This is a genomic window from Paenibacillus sp. J22P59 (assembly GCF_059383895.1).
In genome coordinates this window covers 24074-43082 of the sequence record NZ_JBXENX010000013.1, presented here as the reverse complement: position 1 = coordinate 43082, position 19009 = coordinate 24074, and the positions used below count along the sequence as shown (strand labels likewise).

19 protein-coding genes are annotated in these 19009 nt (G+C 46.7%); 15 read left to right on the top strand and 4 right to left on the bottom strand.

Features of this window, described 5'->3' with window-relative positions; translation table 11 throughout:
* Positions 1 to 4 precede the first annotated feature (4 nt).
* Positions 5 to 589 carry a GNAT family N-acetyltransferase gene (locus AC50YO_RS20535; RefSeq protein WP_494850044.1) on the bottom strand — a complete coding sequence of 195 codons (585 nt, stop codon included), beginning with the start codon at positions 587 to 589 and terminating at the stop codon, positions 5 to 7.
* Between the two features lie 275 nt (positions 590 to 864).
* Here AC50YO_RS20535 and AC50YO_RS20530 point away from each other — a divergent pair, with 275 nt between their 5' ends.
* Positions 865 to 2175 carry a replication-associated recombination protein A gene (locus tag AC50YO_RS20530; protein ID WP_494850043.1) on the top strand — a complete coding sequence of 437 codons (1311 nt, stop codon included), beginning with the start codon at positions 865 to 867 and terminating at the stop codon, positions 2173 to 2175.
* Positions 2176 to 2637: 462 nt separating this feature from the next.
* Here the strand turns inward: AC50YO_RS20530 and AC50YO_RS20525 are convergent, their stop codons facing one another.
* Both AC50YO_RS20525 and AC50YO_RS20520 read right to left on the bottom strand, forming a co-directional pair.
* The gene (locus tag AC50YO_RS20525; RefSeq protein WP_494850042.1) at positions 2638 to 3732 is read right to left on the bottom strand and encodes a copper resistance D family protein; all 1095 of its coding nucleotides are present in this window, start codon (positions 3730 to 3732) and stop codon (positions 2638 to 2640) included.
* Complete coding sequence (locus tag AC50YO_RS20520; RefSeq protein ID WP_494850041.1) at positions 3733 to 4290, bottom strand: copper resistance CopC family protein; 558 nt, start codon at positions 4288 to 4290, stop codon at positions 3733 to 3735.
* A 298-nt stretch (positions 4291 to 4588) separates the two neighbouring features.
* Here AC50YO_RS20520 and AC50YO_RS20515 point away from each other — a divergent pair, with 298 nt between their 5' ends.
* Complete coding sequence (locus tag AC50YO_RS20515) at positions 4589 to 5851, top strand: hemolysin family protein (RefSeq protein WP_494850040.1); 1263 nt, start codon at positions 4589 to 4591, stop codon at positions 5849 to 5851.
* Between the two features lie 116 nt (positions 5852 to 5967).
* On the opposite strand, the gene mnmA is transcribed toward AC50YO_RS20515, so the two are convergent.
* Positions 5968 to 7101 carry a tRNA 2-thiouridine(34) synthase MnmA gene (mnmA, locus tag AC50YO_RS20510; RefSeq protein WP_494850039.1) on the bottom strand — a complete coding sequence of 378 codons (1134 nt, stop codon included), beginning with the start codon at positions 7099 to 7101 and terminating at the stop codon, positions 5968 to 5970.
* Between the two features lie 197 nt (positions 7102 to 7298).
* Here mnmA and cymR point away from each other — a divergent pair, with 197 nt between their 5' ends.
* From cymR to AC50YO_RS20445, 13 genes are all read left to right on the top strand, one after another.
* Positions 7299 to 7718: a cysteine metabolism transcriptional regulator CymR gene (cymR, locus tag AC50YO_RS20505; RefSeq protein WP_494850136.1), complete on the top strand. Its 420-nt coding sequence runs from the start codon at positions 7299 to 7301 to the stop codon at positions 7716 to 7718.
* A gap of 26 nt (positions 7719 to 7744) precedes the next feature.
* Positions 7745 to 8899 carry a cysteine desulfurase family protein gene (locus AC50YO_RS20500; RefSeq protein WP_494850038.1) on the top strand — a complete coding sequence of 385 codons (1155 nt, stop codon included), beginning with the start codon at positions 7745 to 7747 and terminating at the stop codon, positions 8897 to 8899.
* 18 nt (positions 8900 to 8917) lie between these two features.
* Positions 8918 to 9469 (top strand): PRC-barrel domain-containing protein, encoded by a 552-nt coding sequence (locus AC50YO_RS20495; protein ID WP_494850037.1) that lies wholly within the window; start codon positions 8918 to 8920, stop codon positions 9467 to 9469.
* Positions 9466 to 9660 carry a YrzR-like zinc ribbon domain gene (locus AC50YO_RS20490; protein ID WP_494850036.1) on the top strand — a complete coding sequence of 65 codons (195 nt, stop codon included), beginning with the start codon at positions 9466 to 9468 and terminating at the stop codon, positions 9658 to 9660. Before AC50YO_RS20495 ends, AC50YO_RS20490 begins: the two co-directional genes overlap by 4 nt.
* A 188-nt stretch (positions 9661 to 9848) precedes the next feature.
* Positions 9849 to 10919 (top strand): AI-2E family transporter, encoded by a 1071-nt coding sequence (locus tag AC50YO_RS20485; RefSeq protein ID WP_494850035.1) that lies wholly within the window; start codon positions 9849 to 9851, stop codon positions 10917 to 10919.
* 366 nt (positions 10920 to 11285) lie between these two features.
* Positions 11286 to 13919 carry an alanine--tRNA ligase gene (gene alaS / locus AC50YO_RS20480; RefSeq protein ID WP_494850034.1) on the top strand — a complete coding sequence of 878 codons (2634 nt, stop codon included), beginning with the start codon at positions 11286 to 11288 and terminating at the stop codon, positions 13917 to 13919.
* A 61-nt stretch (positions 13920 to 13980) separates the two neighbouring features.
* Positions 13981 to 14241 carry an IreB family regulatory phosphoprotein gene (locus tag AC50YO_RS20475; protein WP_494850033.1) on the top strand — a complete coding sequence of 87 codons (261 nt, stop codon included), beginning with the start codon at positions 13981 to 13983 and terminating at the stop codon, positions 14239 to 14241.
* A 17-nt stretch (positions 14242 to 14258) separates the two neighbouring features.
* A complete protein-coding gene (gene ruvX / locus AC50YO_RS20470; RefSeq protein WP_494850032.1) occupies positions 14259 to 14675 on the top strand; it encodes a Holliday junction resolvase RuvX in 417 nt (138 codons plus the stop codon).
* Between the two features lie 8 nt (positions 14676 to 14683).
* Positions 14684 to 14983, top strand: coding sequence for a DUF1292 domain-containing protein (locus tag AC50YO_RS20465; protein WP_494850031.1), 300 nt, complete (start codon positions 14684 to 14686; stop codon positions 14981 to 14983).
* 2 nt (positions 14984 to 14985) lie between these two features.
* A complete protein-coding gene (locus AC50YO_RS20460) occupies positions 14986 to 15300 on the top strand; it encodes a DUF1292 domain-containing protein (protein WP_494850030.1) in 315 nt (104 codons plus the stop codon).
* 158 nt (positions 15301 to 15458) lie between these two features.
* On the top strand, positions 15459 to 16511 hold the full coding sequence (gene mltG / locus AC50YO_RS20455; protein ID WP_494850135.1) for an endolytic transglycosylase MltG: 1053 nt from the start codon (positions 15459 to 15461) through the stop codon (positions 16509 to 16511).
* A 6-nt stretch (positions 16512 to 16517) separates the two neighbouring features.
* Complete coding sequence (locus tag AC50YO_RS20450; protein WP_494850029.1) at positions 16518 to 17450, top strand: peptidase U32 family protein; 933 nt, start codon at positions 16518 to 16520, stop codon at positions 17448 to 17450.
* Between the two features lie 23 nt (positions 17451 to 17473).
* Positions 17474 to 18733, top strand: coding sequence for a peptidase U32 family protein (locus tag AC50YO_RS20445; RefSeq protein WP_494850028.1), 1260 nt, complete (start codon positions 17474 to 17476; stop codon positions 18731 to 18733).
* The last annotated feature ends 276 nt before the right edge of the window (positions 18734 to 19009 follow it).

Here is a 19009-nt window from a genome sequence, read left to right as displayed (position 1 = left end):
GGTCTTAGCTAAACGGTAAGGAAGTAATTCCGGCGGCTTCGGGTACCTTCTGTTGCTCTTCAGGAAGAACAAGCCACTGGTATTTCGATTTGTTGTTGTAAATAAGCTCCATATCAAATAGGACTGGAATGACATAGTCACCTTTATAAAAGGTTTTTTCGCCGATCTTCTCCAGCTTGAGATGGAAAGTAACGCGCAACGCTCGAAACAATAAAGGCTCCATTAAGGATACAAGATACTTAATTTGGTGCTTTTCTGCACAATAAACTACTGCGGATAACAGATCAGACAGGGGTGAACCTCTGTATTCTCGCATTACCGCTATTTTGTCTATCTCCGCTACTCTAGTTGGATCAGCAGCTATCTTAGGATGTTGCGCGAAGGGTGCGACGGAATCAATCGTGCTAATACCTGGTTCATAAGGTTTAATCTCAGCTGTTCCTACATATTCTCCACTTGAAGAAATCGCTACGTACCTCCCAAGCACCTGTTCAGAGAATTCAAGCTCATAGCCTTTCTCTTGCCACACGGCTGTCCAGATGCTATCGAACATCGTTAACCCCCATTCATTCTCGATTGACTTAAACATAATGAATACACTCCTTTGTTTTTCCTCTCTCTTTCTTTGGATTGGTTTTTTTTTCTATATATGGCTCTCCCTCTCTATTTATAAATTACAGGAAAAAAATACCTAAGTAAATATATCGGCAAGTTGCATTCGTTTTTGAAGAGTCAATCCCAACTATTTAACTAGGGATTTGTTGTAAAATTGTAAATGTAAGCGTGTAGGTCAATCAAACTGGCGAACATCTGTACGAATATGCTATTATCGACATATCGCAAGCAGAAGGTAGTGAATGCATAATGGATTTATTCTCTTATCAAGAGGAAGAGATGCCGCAGGCGAGACTTCTTGCTGACCGTATGCGGCCGGAGACGCTGGAGGATTATATCGGGCAAGAAGCTATCATCGGTCCGGGCAAGCTGCTTCGCAGAGCAATTGAAGGCGATCAGCTGTCTTCTATTCTATTATATGGGCCGCCAGGCTGCGGAAAAACGACCTTGGCGCATATTATATCGAAGTGTACAGCGGGCAACTTCATTAAATTGAATGCTGTTGATGCATCAGTCAAAGATGTACGTGAGGTTATTGATCAGGCACGAACCAATAAATTGCTTTATGGCAAAAAGACGATTTTATTTCTGGATGAGGTTCATAGGTTCAATACTTCTCGTCAGGATGCGCTGCTGCCAGCCGTGGAGCAAGGCATTATTATTTTCATCGGGGCGACGACGGAGAATCCCTTTCATCATGTGAATGGGGCACTGCTCTCTCGTTCGACATTATTTCAACTAGAGCCGCTGACAGAAATACATGCTTTGGAAGCGATGAAGCGGGCGCTTCATAACAAGGAGCGCGGGCTTGGCTTCATGGAGCTTCATGCAGATGAAGAGGCATTATTGCACATTGCCGCAATGGCAGGCGGGGATATCCGCCGGGCGCTGAACGCCCTGGAGCTGGCAGCCGTAACGACGCCATCAGAGCCGGATGGCTCTGTGCGAATCACGCTGGAGGTCGCTCAGGAGTCGATACGCAAGCCTACGATACGAGCTGACCTATCTACGCAGTATGATGTACTGTCTGCCTTTCATAAGAGCGTGAGAGGGTCAAGCGACGCGGCGCTGTTCTGGTTTTTGCATGCGGTAGAGCGGCTTGGCATGGACCCTATGACCTTCCTTCGCCGCTTGATTGTTGCTTGCAGCGAGGATATTGGCTTAGCCAATCCGCAAGCGATGGTTCAGGCGGTTACAGCGATGGATGCGTACCATAAGATTGGCTGGCCAGAAGCCAAATATAATATTTCGCAGGCGATATTATTCGCTGTGGAGAGTCCCAAATCGAATGCTACTGCAATAGCAATTGGGAAGGCGACAGCAGCGATGGAAGCAGCGGGGGATGTAGAGGTTCCGCTCCATCTGCGGGATACACATTACAAGGGAGCTCAGCAGCTCGGTCATGAAGGCTACAAATATCCGCATGATTATCCGGGCCATTATGTTCAGCAGCAATACTTGCCCGATACGCTCAAGCGGGCTTCCTTCTATAAGGCGACCGAGCAAGGGATGGAGAATAAGATCAGCCAAAATCAACAGCTTCGGAAAAAGTCGAAATAACGCTGCGGATGACATTAGAATAGAAGGGGCATTCCTCCTCAGAAAATTTGACCTTTCACCCTAAGCGAAGTAGGTGCTTGTCCATCCGTTTTTCAGCAATAGAGGAACGACGTTCCTCTAATCTGCTGTGTTGGTTAGCATTGTAGTAAATAACGTACCTGTGATCCGTTATATTCAGGATTTAGGAGTTTTTTCTCTGGTTTTTCAGAAATAAAGGAACGGTGATCCGTTAATCTGCTATGTTTGCTAGTATTGCATTAAATAGCGGAACACCGTTCCGCTAGGCTCGTGATAACTAGCTGGTGTTTAATTCTGGTACTCCATTGTGGATCAAAGTGAAAGACATTTCTTAGATTATAGGGTTGAACCGTTTGATGAATGGATGCCAAAAAGTCTCAAAATAAAGAACCTCCCATCCAGTTTCAACTGGAATGAGAGGTTCTTTGTGCATTGGTTGCGGCATTAAATTTGTGCGGTTAATCCGAACATCAAGGCCAGATAGCCGAAGATTGGGGCTAGGAGAGCCATAGCGAAGGCCGGCTTCAATCTATCGCTTTTATACATAGTAATGAAGCCAACAATCATAATGCCCGTCGCAGCCAGCAGCAGAATGCTCTCGAAATTTATGGTGTACTGCAGGACCATATCCGGGCTGAAGCTGCCTTTATAAATTCCAGTAAATAGCGGTGAAGGCGATACGCTCTGCAACGTCTCTTGTACATTATGCGGAGGGGACTGCTGTCCCAATATGCCGGTAACGATAAATAAGAGCAGGGCAATCACGCCTTCGGCCTTCATCCATGGTGCGGGATTGAAGCCATCCTTCTTCACACTCATTTTTTTATAACCGAAGCCGTTGGTATAAGCGAATAACAGCAATGGGAGTAAGAGCAAATGCTTAATTAACAATAGCTGTCCATACGGCAGCATCCAGGCATTCACATAATGCGGTGTTGTAAAGCTCATGAGTATTAAGCCAGCAATTATCGTGATCAGTACACAGCCGATAGCAAGCGGAGAGAACCATTTGAGAAAAGGCTTCCAATTCTCCGCCTCCTTGCTGAACCAGCCTGCAATTAATAATACGCCGATCCATACCGTCACAGCTAAAAAGTGTGCAGAATGAACAATAATACCCTTGATACCGTAAAGGGAAGCGGCGTGGCTCGCAAAGCCGAGCCAAACGATCAGCAGAAAAGTAATGAATAATGCGACTTTAGGCATATGTTTGTCGTTTCGGAATGATCGCAGAGCAAGCAGGAGCACTAAACCAACCGAGCTGATTGCTGTCCATAGCCATGCTTTTCCCATCTTGAGATCGAATAGAATGCTTTTCACCATTTGGATGTAAGAAGTGTCGAAATCTTTGGCGAATAGCAGCGCAGTTTTGTGAATGGGTGCATAAGACAGCACAGGAATTGCAATCGCGCATGCTAATAGTAACGCATTAGGCACATGGATTTGCGGCCTTCTAGTTTCTGGAACAAGTCGAAGAAGAAAGGTTCCTGCAAGAACGGCGAAGCAGACATAGAGGAGAGCCTCGCTAATATAAATCATTTATTTACGCCTCCGTGCCAGAACGATAAAGGCAACAATAAGTACAGCTGCGATAATGGCATAAGCGTAAACGGGCAAACCATTATTGTCAGGAGATGAAGGTTGTACCGGAGCCTCAGGTGTTGGACTTGCTTCTGGCGTCGCTGTTGCTGCTGGTTCTTCCGAAGGAATCGGAGTTGGAGTTGGCGTCGCTGTTGGTGCAGCTTCCTCTGCCTCAACGGTAAAGGCATAGTCTCCTTTAATCGAATGCCCATCGGCCCCGATGATGGTCCATTTGACTGTATAAATGCCATTCGGTAATGGCTCAGCAATTAAACCGCTAAGCTGATTATCTTCGACTGTTGTTTCAGTAAGAGCTATTTCATTGCCTTGTTCATTCATAAGCTTGAAGTTGCTTAATTTCTCTAAGCCTGTATTAAAGTTCATGACGATTTGTTCAGGTGAAGCGGTTAGCTTCTCATCAGCGGATGGAGAAGATGTGTCAAGCTTGGAATGAGCCATAACAGAGCCTGGCAGTATCCAGAGTGCAATCAAGCAAATAAATAGAATTCGTTTCATTACTTGTTCCTCCTTGGAATAAATCTGATTGCATTATAACAGATATAAGGCTGGTCTGATGATAGGAAAGTATAAAATTGATTGCAGCTTTATGAACATACGCTATAAAGGCATGTCAGTGTTCTACAAAAAAAGACAAGAATGTTAAAAGAATGGCCGCATAAAGGACTTACCCGAATGAATAGACTGAACTACCATATCTATCGTTGGGAGAAGGGGGTGCACCTGCTGGGCACGCAACATTAGACTGCGCGCAGCGGGCAGGGAATCGTTGAACGATCCTTTACCTTTAGTTTTCATGCTGGCTTTCCTTGTTTTGTTTATAGGTATGACTATTTTTTTTCTTGCAGCGGAGCTTGCTCTTGTGAAGCTTCACGGGAGGAGCAAAGAGGCTGACGGGGTCTACAATCATAGAGCCTATCGCTCCGCCTGTCAGCTCGGCTCCGTTCTAGCTATTCTTGGACTAGGGTGGATTGGTCAGTCAGCGGTCACAGCAATCATTGAGCCTCTTTATCAATTGCTTAGTTGGAACATTCCGCTGTTCGTTTCAGTAATCTCCTTCCTAGTTGCTGTGTTCATCATTGCGCTTATACAGCAGGTGCTGGGGGAACTGCTATCCAGAATGATAACGATGCATAATAAAATGAAGGTGGTCAGACTCATTAAGACGCCCTTCCTCTTCTATTGCAAGAGTGTCTATCCGCTGCTTTATTTGATTCATAAGCTCGGGGACGGACTGCTGGGGCAGATGGGCATGAAGCCTAGAGCAGAGCATGAATCAGCACATACCGAGCAGGAAATACGCAGTCTCATTCAAGCGAGCCATAAAAGCGGACATATTGATAACACTGAGCTGACTCTTGTTGATAATATTTTTGATTTCACCGAGACCAATGCGAGGCAAATTATGATTCCCCGCACGGAGATGATCTGTCTCTATACGAATTTGTCCTTTGAAGAGAATGTAGCAATTGCTCTAGAACAGATGCGTACGCGTTATCCGGTATGTGAGAATGACAAAGACAACATTATCGGTTTCATTCATATCAAGGACCTGTTGCGGGATACAACGAACAGTTTGACTGAAATTAGACAAATCACACGCCTCGTTACCACTGTGCCGGAATCCATGCAGATCAGCTATTTGCTTAAGCTTATGCAGAAGAAAAAGACGCAGCTGGCCATTCTTATTGATGAATATGGCGGGACATCAGGGCTGGTAACGCTGGAGGACATTATGGAGGAAATTGTCGGGGAAATTCAAGATGAGTTCGATTATAAGCGTGCCGATATTGAGCGAATCGACGAGCTAACTTATTCCATTAACGGACTCCTGCTGATTGAAGAAGTGAACAGCTATTTCAACCTTTCGATTGAAACCGATGATTACGATACAATAGGCGGATGGATTTTTTCGCAAATCGATAGCTCTTCACCGGGCAATGGACGCATTGAATTTCGCAATCGTTTTGAATTTCTAATTGAGGAGATTGGACATATGCGTGTATCGCGCATTACGGTTCGCAAGCTCATCAATGAGGATCGATATGGCGTGAAGTGAACAATGAGGCTAATGACAGATGCATGCACGATAGCTGAATAGCAAATATCAATAAAACAAAAGACACATGCTTGCCAGATTGATTAGGCAGCCATGTGTCTTTTGTTATTTAATAATTAAGCCTGTAATTCTGCGTATACAGCGGCGTCGATTTTGTGGACCGTTTCGATTGTGCCGCCGCCAAGACATAGATCGCCATCGTAGAGGACGACGGCTTGGCCTGGCGTGATAGCCTTCTGCGGCTTATCGAATATAATTTCTGCCGAGCCATCCGCTTGGAAAGTAACAGTCACGCCTTGATCCGGTTGGCGGTATCTGAATTTCGCTGTGCAATGGAAAGCCTTGTTTGGCTTATCCGGTGCAATCCAGTTAAAGCCGCTTGCGGTAAGCCCAGTAGAATAAAGGCTTGGATGATTCTCGCCTTGAATGACGTAGAGAATGTTGCGTTCCAGATCTTTGTCTGCCACGAACCATGGCTCGCCATTTCCTGAACCGCCAATGCCCAGCCCCTGGCGCTGACCAAGGGTATAATACATTAGGCCGTCATGCTTGCCTTTCTTCTCACCCGTGCGAATATCGATCATATCACCTTGTTGTGCAGGGAGATAACCGCTTAAGAAGGTCTTGAAGTTGCGTTCGCCGATAAAGCACACGCCTGTGCTGTCTTTCTTCTTGGCCGTATAGAGGCCAGCTTCCTCGGCAATTCTTCTAACCTCTGGCTTCGGCAAATGGCCGATTGGGAACATCGCTTTGGCCAGCTGGCGTTGATCAAGTGCGCTTAAGAAGTAAGTCTGGTCTTTATTGCTGTCTACGCCGCGGAGCAGCCTTGTTTCGCCATCTGCTGTCCGTTCTACTTGGGCATAATGGCCGGTAGCCAGATAATCCGCACCGAGCTCATTGGCTTTTTTGAGAAAATCACCGAACTTAATCTCCCGATTGCACATCACATCAGGGTTCGGCGTCCGGCCGCGTCTATATTCATCTAGAAAATAAGTGAATACTTTATCGAAATATTGTTTCTCGAAATTCACGGTATAATAGGGAATTCCGATCTGGTCACATACGCGGCGGACATCCTCTGCGTCCTCCTCGGCTGTACACTGACCGAATTCGTCGGTATCATCCCAGTTTTTCATGAAGATGCCGATAACATCGTAGCCTTCCTGCTTGAGCAGCAGGGCGGTAACGGATGAGTCGACTCCGCCGGACATGCCGACGACAACACGCGTTTCTTGCTTCGTTTTTTCCATTATGCTGCACCACCTTGTATCTACCAACATTTCGATCTATTGTACCATAGAAGAAAAACTTTTTCATGAGGAGACGATCCTTTTCTCGCATGTTGGCTATCGTCTATGTTAACATAGATGTGAAATGGGAATACAATGATTTAACGACAAGTAGTGAAACCCAATATACGGTTATTTTTGAAAGAGAGGTGCCCCAATTGAAAATTTCAACGAAAGGCCGTTACGGTCTAACGATTATGATGGAGCTTGCGGCCAAATTTGGAGAAGGACCAATCTCGCTTAAAAGCATTGCGGAGCGCAATCAACTCTCCGAGCACTATCTGGAGCAATTAGTAGCCCCGCTGCGTAATGCAGGACTGGTGAAAAGTATCCGGGGTGCTTATGGCGGTTATATTTTGTCCAAGGAGCCCGAGACGATTACAGCAGGAGATATTATTCGAATTCTGGAAGGACCGATCTCCCCTGTAGACTTTACAGAAGAAGATGATCCAGCCAAGCGTGACCTGTGGCTGAGAATTCGCGATAGCATTGCAAGCGTTCTAGACTCTACTACGCTGGGTGATTTAGTCAACTTCCACGATGCTGGCAAGCCAGACAGCTATATGTTCTATATTTAAGGATAGAAAGCAAGAGGGAACGAAGGATGCAAAAGTATTATTTTGACCATGCAGCTACGACACCTATGCATGCTGAAGTTGTGGAGGCTATGCTTGCGATCATGCAAGGCCCAGGCGGCAATCCGTCGAGCATGCATGCATTCGGCCGAGCGGCGAAGCAGCAGGTGAACCAAGCCCGGGACTCTATTGCAGCAGCGATTGGCTGCAAGCCGTCAGAGCTTGTCTTCACTTCAGGCGGTACAGAAAGCGACAATGCCGCCATTATAGGCGCAGCGACAGCAATGAGGAAAAAAGGAAAGACCCATATTCTAACATCAGCGGCAGAGCATCATGCCGTTCTTCATACATGCGAATGGCTGAGCCAGCAAGGCTATACCGTCACGCTTTTGCCAGTAGACGACACAGGACGCGTCTCACCGGAGACGGTAGCAGCAGCGATAACGCCAGAAACGGCTTTAATTAGCATTATGCACGGCAATAATGAAGTGGGCACTCTACAGCCTATTAAAGAGATCGGGACAATTGCACATGCTCATGATGTGCTTTTTCACGTTGATGCTGTACAATCCTTTGATCTGACGCACTACCAATTGAAGGAGCTGCCCGTTGATCTGATGAGCTTTTCTGCCCATAAGATTAATGGTCCCCAAGGTGTCGGTGCATTGTATGTGGCGAGTGGTACGCCCTTTGAACCGATTGCTCATGGCGGCTCGCAAGAGCGCAAGCGAAGAGCTGGCACAGAAAACGTCGCAGGCATTGTTGGTTTCGCCAAGGCTGTTGACATTTGTGTGAACATGCGCGATAAAAAGCAACTTTTTTTGGACGAGCTTCGTAAAGAGTGGATAGAGCAGCTGCAGGCTCACATCAAGGGAACTCCCTTAGTTGTTAACGGGAATGACGAGCATTATCTACCGCATATCGTCAACATCAGCTTTATTGGTATTGATACAGAAACGATGCTGATGAATCTCGATATGGAGGGCATTGCGGCAGCAAGTGGTTCGGCATGTACTTCTGGTGCGCTCGAACGGTCGCATGTACTTAGGGCGATGGGGCTGCCCGAGGAACGATTGCATTCTGCTGTACGTTTTAGCTTCGGATTGGGCAATACTATGAAAGAACTGGAAGGCGCTGCACATAAAATAGCAACAATCGTGGAGCGTATCCGTACTAACGCATAGGAGGCCTCCGTCAACAGCATGATCAAGCTCCAACAACTTATCGGGCTTCCCGTTCATGTGATTCATTCCGGCAAGCAGATTGGCAATGTCAAGGATGCTTGGTTCGACGAACACTGGAAATTGATGGGTTTGGTACTGGAGAGTGTGAATTGGTATACCTCTTCAGTCAAGACCGTGCAATGGTCGAATGTACTGACATGCGGAGAGGACGCCGTTCTTATCTCTGATGAGGCTGCCGTACTCTCGGTGAAAGCTGCGGAAATTGGCCGTTCCTTCTACACGGGAATCGTGAAGCTGAAGGATTTGCCAATAGTAACTGTGCAAGGCGTACAACTTGGACGAGTATCAGATGTTTATTTCCACCCATTTCAGGGCACACAAATAGTAGGCTATGAGTTAACCGATGGTTTTATATCGGATCTGATGGAAGGGCGCAAGTGGTTGAGAGCCCCGAATGATTCAGAAGCCGTGTTGCTCGGGGAAGACGCGATTATCGTTCCTGCTGTCAGTGAAGCGGAATTGGAGCCTGTCGCAGCTTCCAATTCGACGAATAGGGAGAATGAAAGATGAGATGTCCTAATTGCAATTCCAGAGATATAGGTAAAATCGGTTCCCATCAGTTTTATTGCTGGGGCTGTTATATCGAATTGACGGTTAATGGTGAGAAAATGTCGGTCTATCAAGTAGAAGAGGACGGCACACTAAGCTCACTAGACGATTTATTTTTTGAAGAAGAAATACCACAAATTCACATTAACTGAGCTTAATGATGGAATAGAAATGGCGCTTCCTTATAAACTGTACCCCATATAGAGACTTTTTTAAAATGTCTACTCTATAGGGTACAGTTTATTATGGAGCGTTATTTTTTTTTGATTTTTTTATGGATGGATGAACCGCTCTGCTTGTACATATACTGAATCAGATGCCACAGGATAGGGGTGACAGGGTGGAACGATTCACGAAAAATCGTCTATTCGTTGGAATGGTATATGTGATATTGGGGCTGCTTGCTTTATATTTACTGATCCTTGTTAAGCCCATTATTGTGCAGCTATATGTCTTTTTCAAGGCTATTCTAGCTCCTTTTCTAATAGCAATGATCATTTCTTATGTGCTTAATCCGATCGTGACGATGCTTCACCAGCGGAAAGTGCCTCGGACGATTGCCGTGCTTCTTATTTACACCGTTTTTTGTGCGGCGCTTGCTGTCATTGTCGTGAATATCATTCCGATGTTTATGGAGCAGCTGGAGCAATTGAACCATCATGTGCCGGATCTGACGATGAGAGCACAAAGCTTGGTTACAGACTTGAATAATACGTCTATACTGCCGGAAAGCTTCCGCGAGGGGATTAATAAGTCGCTAGTACATATGGAGAAAAGGATATCCGAATCACTCGTTCATTTCATCAATAATATTGGTTCGGTAGTGAATGCGTTGTTCATCGCTTTTATTATTCCGTTCTTGGCTTTCTATATTTTGAAGGACTTTGATCTGTTCGAAAGAACGGTTGTTAACTACGTGCCGAGGTCGCACCGTAAAAATACAGTTCGACTGCTCAAGGATATTGATACAGCCCTGGGAAGCTATATTAGGGGACAGTTCGTTGTCTGTGTTATTGTCGGCGTGCTGGCTTATATCGGCTATATGATCATCCATATCCCATATCCGCTGCTATTGGCAGGCATTGTAGCCGTCACGAATATTATTCCCTATATGGGTCCATTCTTTGGAGCTGCTCCAGCTATCCTCGTTGCCTCTACGATCTCGCTGAAGATGGTTATTCTTGTAGCAGTTATCAATACACTATGCCAAATATTGGAGAGCAATATTATTTCACCGCAGGTGGTAGGCAGAACCTTGCATATTCATCCGTTGGCTATTATTTTCGCTTTGCTTGTAGGGGGAGAGATTGCAGGAATTGTGGGAATGATATTAGCGGTGCCGATCTTTGCCGCATTGAAAGTGATTGTCCAGCATATGTTCGCTTATTACGTGCGAAGAAAGATTATTTGACAAATATGAGTAGCTGTAGATATACTCTAGACAAGTGCAATAAATAGTTGAAAAACGATGATGGAATCAAGTACGCTGTAGCCCGTCGATCAGAGAGAGAGCTTCTTCGCCCATTCATTGGCGTTGGCTGGAATAGCTCTTATGGCGAAGGATAGCCGAAGCTAATTCTGGAGTGTGAATGAACTTCACCGGAAGGACCCGTTATAGTCCGTTTGAGGAGATTGCCGATCGACTTCTATCAGCTTCAAGCTGCAAGAGGGCGAAGTAAGGCAATAACCAGGGTGGTACCGCGATCGTTTATTCGTCCCTGTCTATGACAGGGGCTTTTTTATGTTCCAAAAGATGAATATACGGAGGTTGTTGACAATGAAAGCAAGTGAAATACGGGCAAAATGGCTCGCTTTTTTTGAAAGTAAAGGACATAAAATCGAACCGAGCGCGTCGCTCGTTCCTCATAACGATCCGTCGCTGCTATGGATTAATGCAGGGATGGCACCGCTCAAGGCTTACTTTGACGGGCGCATCATTCCAGACAACCCGCGTATTGCAAACTCGCAGAAGTGCATTCGAACCAATGATATCGAGAATGTCGGCAAAACACGCCGTCACCATACCTTTTTCGAGATGCTGGGCAATTTCTCGATCGGTGATTACTTTAAGGAAGAAGTGATCACATGGGCATGGGAGTTCTTGACGAGCAAGGAATGGATTGGCTTCGATCCTGAGCGCTTATCCGTAACGGTCTATACCGAGGATGAAGAGGCTCTAACGTTCTGGCATGAGAAAATCGGTGTGCCGCTGGAGCGGATTTACAAGCTGGAGGAAAACTTCTGGGATATCGGCGAAGGCCCATGCGGACCTTGTACGGAAATTTTCTATGATCGCGGCGACAAGTACGGCGATCTTAATGATCCGGAATGCTGGCCTGGCGGCGAGAATGAACGTTTCCTTGAAGTATGGAACTTGGTGTTCTCACAATTCAATCACAATAAGGATGGCAGCTATACGCCGCTTCCTAACAAAAATATTGATACAGGTGCAGGCTTGGAGCGTATGGCCTCCATTCTGCAAGATGTAGATTCCAATTTCGACACGGATCTATTCATCCCGATTATTGAACGTACCTGCGAGATCGCAGGCGTGAAATACCATGCGAATGAAGAGCATGACGTAGCGCTCAAGGTCATTGCCGATCACATTCGGACTGTAGCCTTCGCAGTGGGCGACGGCGTTATGCCTTCGAATGAAGGTCGCGGCTACATTATCCGCCGACTACTGCGCCGCGCCGTTCGCTACGGAAAAACAATCGGTATCGATCGTCCATTTTTGTTCGAGCTGATGCCGGTAGTGGGCGAGGTTATGGGCGGGTATTATCCAGAGGTCGTTGAAAAACGCGAGTTCATTGAGCGTGTTATTCGCACGGAGGAAGAGCGTTTCCATGAGACGTTGTCTGATGGCCTTGCGATGCTGTCTGAGCTGGTGAAGAATGCGACGGAAGCAGGCAAGACGGAGATTGGCGGGGAGGATGCTTTCCGTTTGTATGATACGTATGGCTTCCCGTTTGACCTTACCGAGGACTTTGCTTCAGAGAATGGCATGACGGTAGATCGTGAAGGATTTGATCAATCTATGGAAGCACAGCGTGAGCGCGCTCGTGCAGCTCGTCAAGATACAGGCGGCATGAATGTTCAAGGCGGACCGCTTGCTGACTTTACGGTTAAAAGTGAATTTGTTGGCTATAATGAATTGGTGATAGATGCGAAAATTACCGCAATCGTTCAAGATGACGCTATGGTTGATCTTGCTGGAGAAGGAAGCAAAATCGTTGTCCTGCTGGACCGTACGCCATTCTATGCGGAGAGCGGCGGCCAGATTGGTGACCGTGGAACGATAACGGGGCAAGGCTTTACTTTGCAAGTGGACGATGTAACGAAAGCGCCGCATGGTCAAAGCGTGCATCATGCCACTGTCACTAAAGGTACGGTTCGTATCGGCGACAAAGCAGAGGCAGCCGTAGCGCGTTCTGTACGTGAAGATATTATTAAAAACCATACAGCTACCCACTTGCTTCATAAGGCGCTAAAAGAAGTGCTCGGCGATCATGTCAACCAAGCGGGTTCACTAGTGGAGCCGGATCGTTTGCGATTTGACTTCTCCCACTTCGGCAGCATTACGCCTGAAGAGCTAACGGAAATCGAGCGCCGGGTGAATGAGCAAATCTGGCTCGGTACAGCTGTAGCCATTGAGAATAAGTCACTTGCTGAAGCGAAAGCAATGGGCGCAATGGCGCTATTCGGCGAGAAGTACGGCGATGTCGTTCGCGTTGTTCAGGTTGGCTCTTATAGCCTTGAGCTTTGCGGAGGCTGCCATGTATCCAATACAGCTCAGATCGGATTGTTCAAGCTGCTGAGCGAGAGCGGCATTGGCTCAGGCGTAAGACGGATCGAGGCGGTAACAGGTCGTCATGCTTACAGCTATATGGAAGGACAGCTTGATCTATTGAAGCAAGCTTCTGCATTGCTTAAGTCGAATCATGCCGATGTTCCTAAACGTATTGAGGCTTTATTTGCTCAAGTGAAGGAGCTGGGCCGTGATAATGAATCGCTGCAAGGCAAGCTAAGCCGTATCGAAGCGGGCTCTTTGGAGGATAATGCGAAGACTGTGGGCGATGTAACGGTGTTGAGCGCTCAAGTGAATGCTCCTTCAATGGATGCCCTGCGCGGTATCGCTGACGAATTGAAGGCGAAGCTGCCTTCCGCAGTTATCATTCTTGGCGCGGTACAAGAAGACAAGGTTAACCTTGTAGCAGCAGTATCTGCTGATCTTGTGAAGAAAGGCTTCCATGCCGGCAAGATTATCAAAGAAGCGGCAGTCCACTGCGGCGGCAGCGGCGGCGGACGCCCAGATATGGCTCAAGCGGGAGGCAAGGATGCGTCCAAGCTGGAAGAAGCATTGAAACTTGCGGAAGAACTGGTTCTCAACCAAGCAAATGTGATATGATACACATGTATATGTAAAGACAATTTCATTGAACTGCGGTTGGAAAGCGAGGTGACTGGCGATGAGCTCCATGGACAACACGATGAAGTTTGATGTTAAGGCGGAAGGCGTAGAAACTTCCTCGCAGGACATTTTGCTTGCGGTGCATGAAGCGCTCCTCGAAAAGGAGTACAATCCGATCAATCAGATTGTAGGATACTTGCTTTCTGGAGATCCCGCTTATATTCCACGGCATAACAACGCCAGAAGCTTAATTCGTAAAAAAGAACGCGATGAACTCATTGAGGAGCTTGTCCGGTTTTACTTGAACAATAAGAAATAAGAGGAGCCGGACAAGAAATGAGAACAATGGGTTTGGATTATGGTGATCGCAACATTGGTGTTGCGGTCAGTGACGCCTTCGGATGGACCGCGCAGGGAACGGGAGTTGTCCAGAAGCGGCGTGACGGAAGCGAGCTTGAGCGAATAGCCGAGCTCGTGAAAGAACATGAGGTTACGGAAATCGTTGTCGGGCTGCCGAAGAATATGAATAATACGATCGGTCCCCGCGGCGAGATAAGCATTGCATTCGCAGAGCTGTTGCAGCAGAAATTTAACTTGCCTGTTCACCTTTGGGATGAGCGGCTGACGACCGTGTCCGCCGAACGAACGTTGATTGAGGCTGACGTTAGCCGGAAAAAAAGAAAGCTGGTAGTGGACAAAATGGCGGCAACGCTTATTTTGCAAAATTATCTAGATTCTAAAACGAAAAGGTGAGGGTTGCTATGACAAAGGATGACATGCAGTTTGAAGAGCCGGAAATCATTTATATTCCGGATGAGGACGGTAACGAAGAAGAATTCGAGGTCATTATGAAATTCGAGGTTGATGACTCCGATCAGAAATATATGATGGTTGTACCGCTCGCTGGCGAGAATGACGAGGAAGATGAGGTTTACGCTTTCCGTTATGAAGAAGAGGGCGATGACCTGAAGCTGTATACGATTGAAGATGAAGAAGAATGGAATATGGTCGAAGAGACGTTCAATACGCTTCTTGGCGAGCTAGAGGAAGAGGGCAACTAATCATGGCAACTGATGATTCTATCGTTCCTGTGCGCCAGCATCTTCTCAAAGAAGCATTCGGCAATGATATAGAGCTCGTTGCAGAAGACGGCACTCAGGAAGTTTTCGAAATCAAGGCGGAATTCCAGCTTGGTGCGTATGTCTATGCTGCGCTTCAATCTCCTGCGATGAGCAAGGAAGATGAGGTTGAGCTGTTCAGAGTCGTTGTGACGGACAGCGGCGAGCCTCAGCTGGAAACGATTGAAGATGACGAAGAGTGGGAACTGGCTTCCGAAGCTTACGATGACTTGCTGTTCGCTAATGACGAGCGGCCATAAGCATAAAGAAGACAACTAGATAAGTAGTAGAAAAAGAGCGGTGCGAGCCGCTCTTTTTCACGACGTTCTAAAGGGAATAAGGCTTATTATCTGATTGTAGGAGGAGCACGAAGTTGGATAATTCTATGCGTTCGAGGCCGCCGGCAAGTCGTATTGCTATGTGGGTCGTACTAACTCTTTTAGGTCTTTTTATTCTGGTAGCCGGAAGCTTATATTTATATGTATGGAATGGCCTAAGGCCGACAGCATCGGGCGAGCCGAAGCGAATTGAAATCCCGAAGGGGTCTTCAGCCTTCGAAGTGTCTGACTTGCTGGAGAAGGAAGGGGTTATTAAGAACTCTTTCTTATTCAAATATTATTTGAAAGCGAAAGGCGAAGGCCCGCGTTTTCAAGCAGGAATCTATGATATTCGTCCAGGAACAAGCAATGAGGCCATTATTACGATGCTGAATAAGGGAGAGACCGCCCCGGAAGAGATGATTCGTTTCACCATTCCGGAAGGCTTCACCTTGCTTCAAATTGCCGATAAGCTGTCTGAAGAGAAGCTAATTGACAAAGAGAAATTTCTAGAGCTTGCTGAGTCCCATACGGACTGGGGCGATGCGGAAGCCGTGCGCTCAATTCCGGCAGATAACAAGCTTCATCATCGAATTGAGGGTTATTTATTCCCTGAGACGTATGAGATGAAGAAAGACAGCACAGAGGAAGATATTTTGCTGCGGATGCTGACAGAGCTCGATAGGAAGCTGGGACAATTGCCAGAGGATTGGCAGGATGTTATGGAAGCACGCGGCCTCACTCTGCATCAACTGCTTACGATCGCATCCCTTGTTGAGCGGGAGGTTGTCGTGGACGAGGAGAGACCTATTGTCTCGGGCATTATTCAGAATCGGATCACAGACGGTACGATGCCATTGCAGATCGATGCTACCGTTCAATATATGCTGGACAAGCCGAAGGCCAGATTAATGGAGAAGGATCTTTTAGTAGAGAGCCCTTATAATACCTATCGGAATAAAGGATTGCCTCCAGGGCCAATCGCAAGCCCAAGTCTGGCGTCTATTACGGCTGCGCTCTATCCGGAGGAATCAGAGTACTTCTTCTATGTAACTAAAAAAGATGGCACACAAACCCATCTGTTCGCCAAAACGTACAAAGAGCATTTAAGAAACATTGAGCAGAGTAACAAAACGGCTCAGCAAGGAGGATAAGGCATAATGGCAAGTAAGCCGGAATTGCTGACGACAGCTGCTTCAATTGAAGAGCTGGGTCGATTGATAGAGGCCGGAGCTGATGCATTCGTCATTGGCGAGGCACGTTATGGGATGAGGTTAGCGGGTGAATTTGATCTCCCGATGATTGCGGAGGCGGTGCTGCTCGCGGCGCCGCATGGTGTTAGAATTTATGCCTCGGTTAACAATTTGATGGACAATAAGACGGTTGAGACTCTCCCAGCTTATATTCGCGGTCTATCGGATGCTGGCGTAAACGGCATTATATTTGGTGACCCTGCGGTGCTGATGGCTGTACGCCAGGAAGCGCCGCATATTCCGCTTCATTGGAATGCGGAGATGACGTCAACAAATTATTCGACAGCAGCCTATTGGGGGCGGCGGGGAGCAACGCGCTTCGTGCTTGCTCGTGAGCTGAACATGGAACAGGTTATAGAGACGAAGCAGCTCTCAGAGATGGAGATTGAGGTTCAAGTTCATGGCATGACGAACATTTACCACTCAAAGCGGTCGCTTGTAGACAGCTATTTGGATCACCAACAGCAGACGGGTAGATTAGAGAGCAGGGGCCTAGATCGTGACTTGTATTTGATGGAAGCAGAAAGACCAGATGAGCGATTCCCGATCTATGAAGATGCGAATGGGACCCATATTATGAGCTCAGATGATCTATGTATGCTGGAGAATCTGCATGAGCTGCTTGAAATAGGGGTCGACTGCTTGAAGATCGAAGGTCTGCTCAAATCCACTTCATATAATGAAACGGTCGTTCAGGCGTACCGTACCGTTATAGATGCTTATTATGCTGATCCTGATCACTACCGATTTGATGACAAATGGCTGGAGCCGATTCAACAGATTCAAGATCCGAATCGTGAGCTAAGCTACGGCTTTTTCTATAAAGAACAGGTTTATTGATAGGTTCTAAAGGGGGGACGAAGATGATAACTTCGGAGAAAAAGGCACCGCGTTTCCAGGGGAAAAGACATAGGCTCGACAGGCCTGAGCTGCTCGCTCCTGCAGGGAATTTGGAAAAGCTGAAATTTGCTGTGCATTACGGAGCAGATGCTGTCTATATTGGAGGGCAAAAGTATGGTTTGCGTTCCAATGCCGACAATTTCAGCTTCGAGGAAATGAAGGAAGGCGTTGCATTCGCTGAGCGCTATGGTGCGAAAGTATTTGTTGCGACGAATATTTATGCTCATAACGAAGATATAAGCGGTCTCGAGGAATATTTGCGCGGCTTGCAGGATGCGGGAATAGCCGCAATCATCGCAGCTGATCCAACCATAATCGAAACGGCGCAGCGCGTTGCACCGAAGCTTGAAGTGCATCTCAGCACACAGCAATCAACGTTGAATTGGCAGGCCGTTAAGTTCTGGAAGGAAGAGGGACTACCTCGCGTTGTTCTTGCTAGGGAGACCAGCTTTGAAGAAATTGCGGAGATTAAACAGCATGTTGATATTGAGATTGAAGCATTCATCCATGGAGCGATGTGTTCTTCATTCTCTGGTCGCTGTGTTCTAAGCAATCATTTCACTGATCGCGACTCAAACCGTGGAGGATGCTGCCAATCCTGCCGCTGGAAGTATGATATGTTTGTAGATGATGCTCCAATGTATACAGATGGAGAAGATCCTTTTACGATGGGCTCGAAGGATTTGTGCATGATCGAATATATGCCCGAACTGATTGAGGTAGGCGTGGATAGCTTTAAGATCGAGGGACGGATGAAGAGCATTCATTATGTGGCCACGGTCGTGAATGCTTATCGCCAAGCGATTGATGCCTATTTCGATAACCCTGAGGAATATGTACTCAAGCAAGAATGGGTAGAAGAGATTAATAAAGCTGCCAATCGCCCGCTGAATACAGGGTTTTTCCTTGATACTCCGGGCTCGGAGTATCATATTTATGAGCCTGAGGATAAGCCGGCACCTTATGACTTCGCAGGCATTGTGCTGGAGTATGATGAACAGACAGGCATCGCTGTCGTTCAGCAGCGCAATCATGTCAAGCTTGGTCAAGAGATCGAGTTCGTTGGTCCGGGTGGCGTCTTTTTCAAACAGACGATTGAGTATTTGGCTAATGATAAAGGCGAGCAGCTGGATGCTGCCAAACATCCACTTGAACGTATTCATATCCGTACGCTCAAGCCAGTTAGACCGATGGATATGATGAGGAAAAAAATCCAAAAGTAAAACCATCATTTACAAGCAACGGAGAAGAAGCGGAATATAGGCTTTTTCTCCTTTTTTATTCCTTTCTTTTCAATTCTGTTATAATCAATTGACAGATTGCGGCCGATATAAAATAATAGGATTATACATAGAGGTAGAGCAAAGGAACTACTGCCAGGACTAGCCACAAGAAAAACAATCCTTCTTAATCGATCAAAGGCGGTGTTTTCTATTGAAAAAACTTAATACTTCGAAAAAATCAAATGAATCATCCAAAAACAAGCTGGAGGGGAAAGG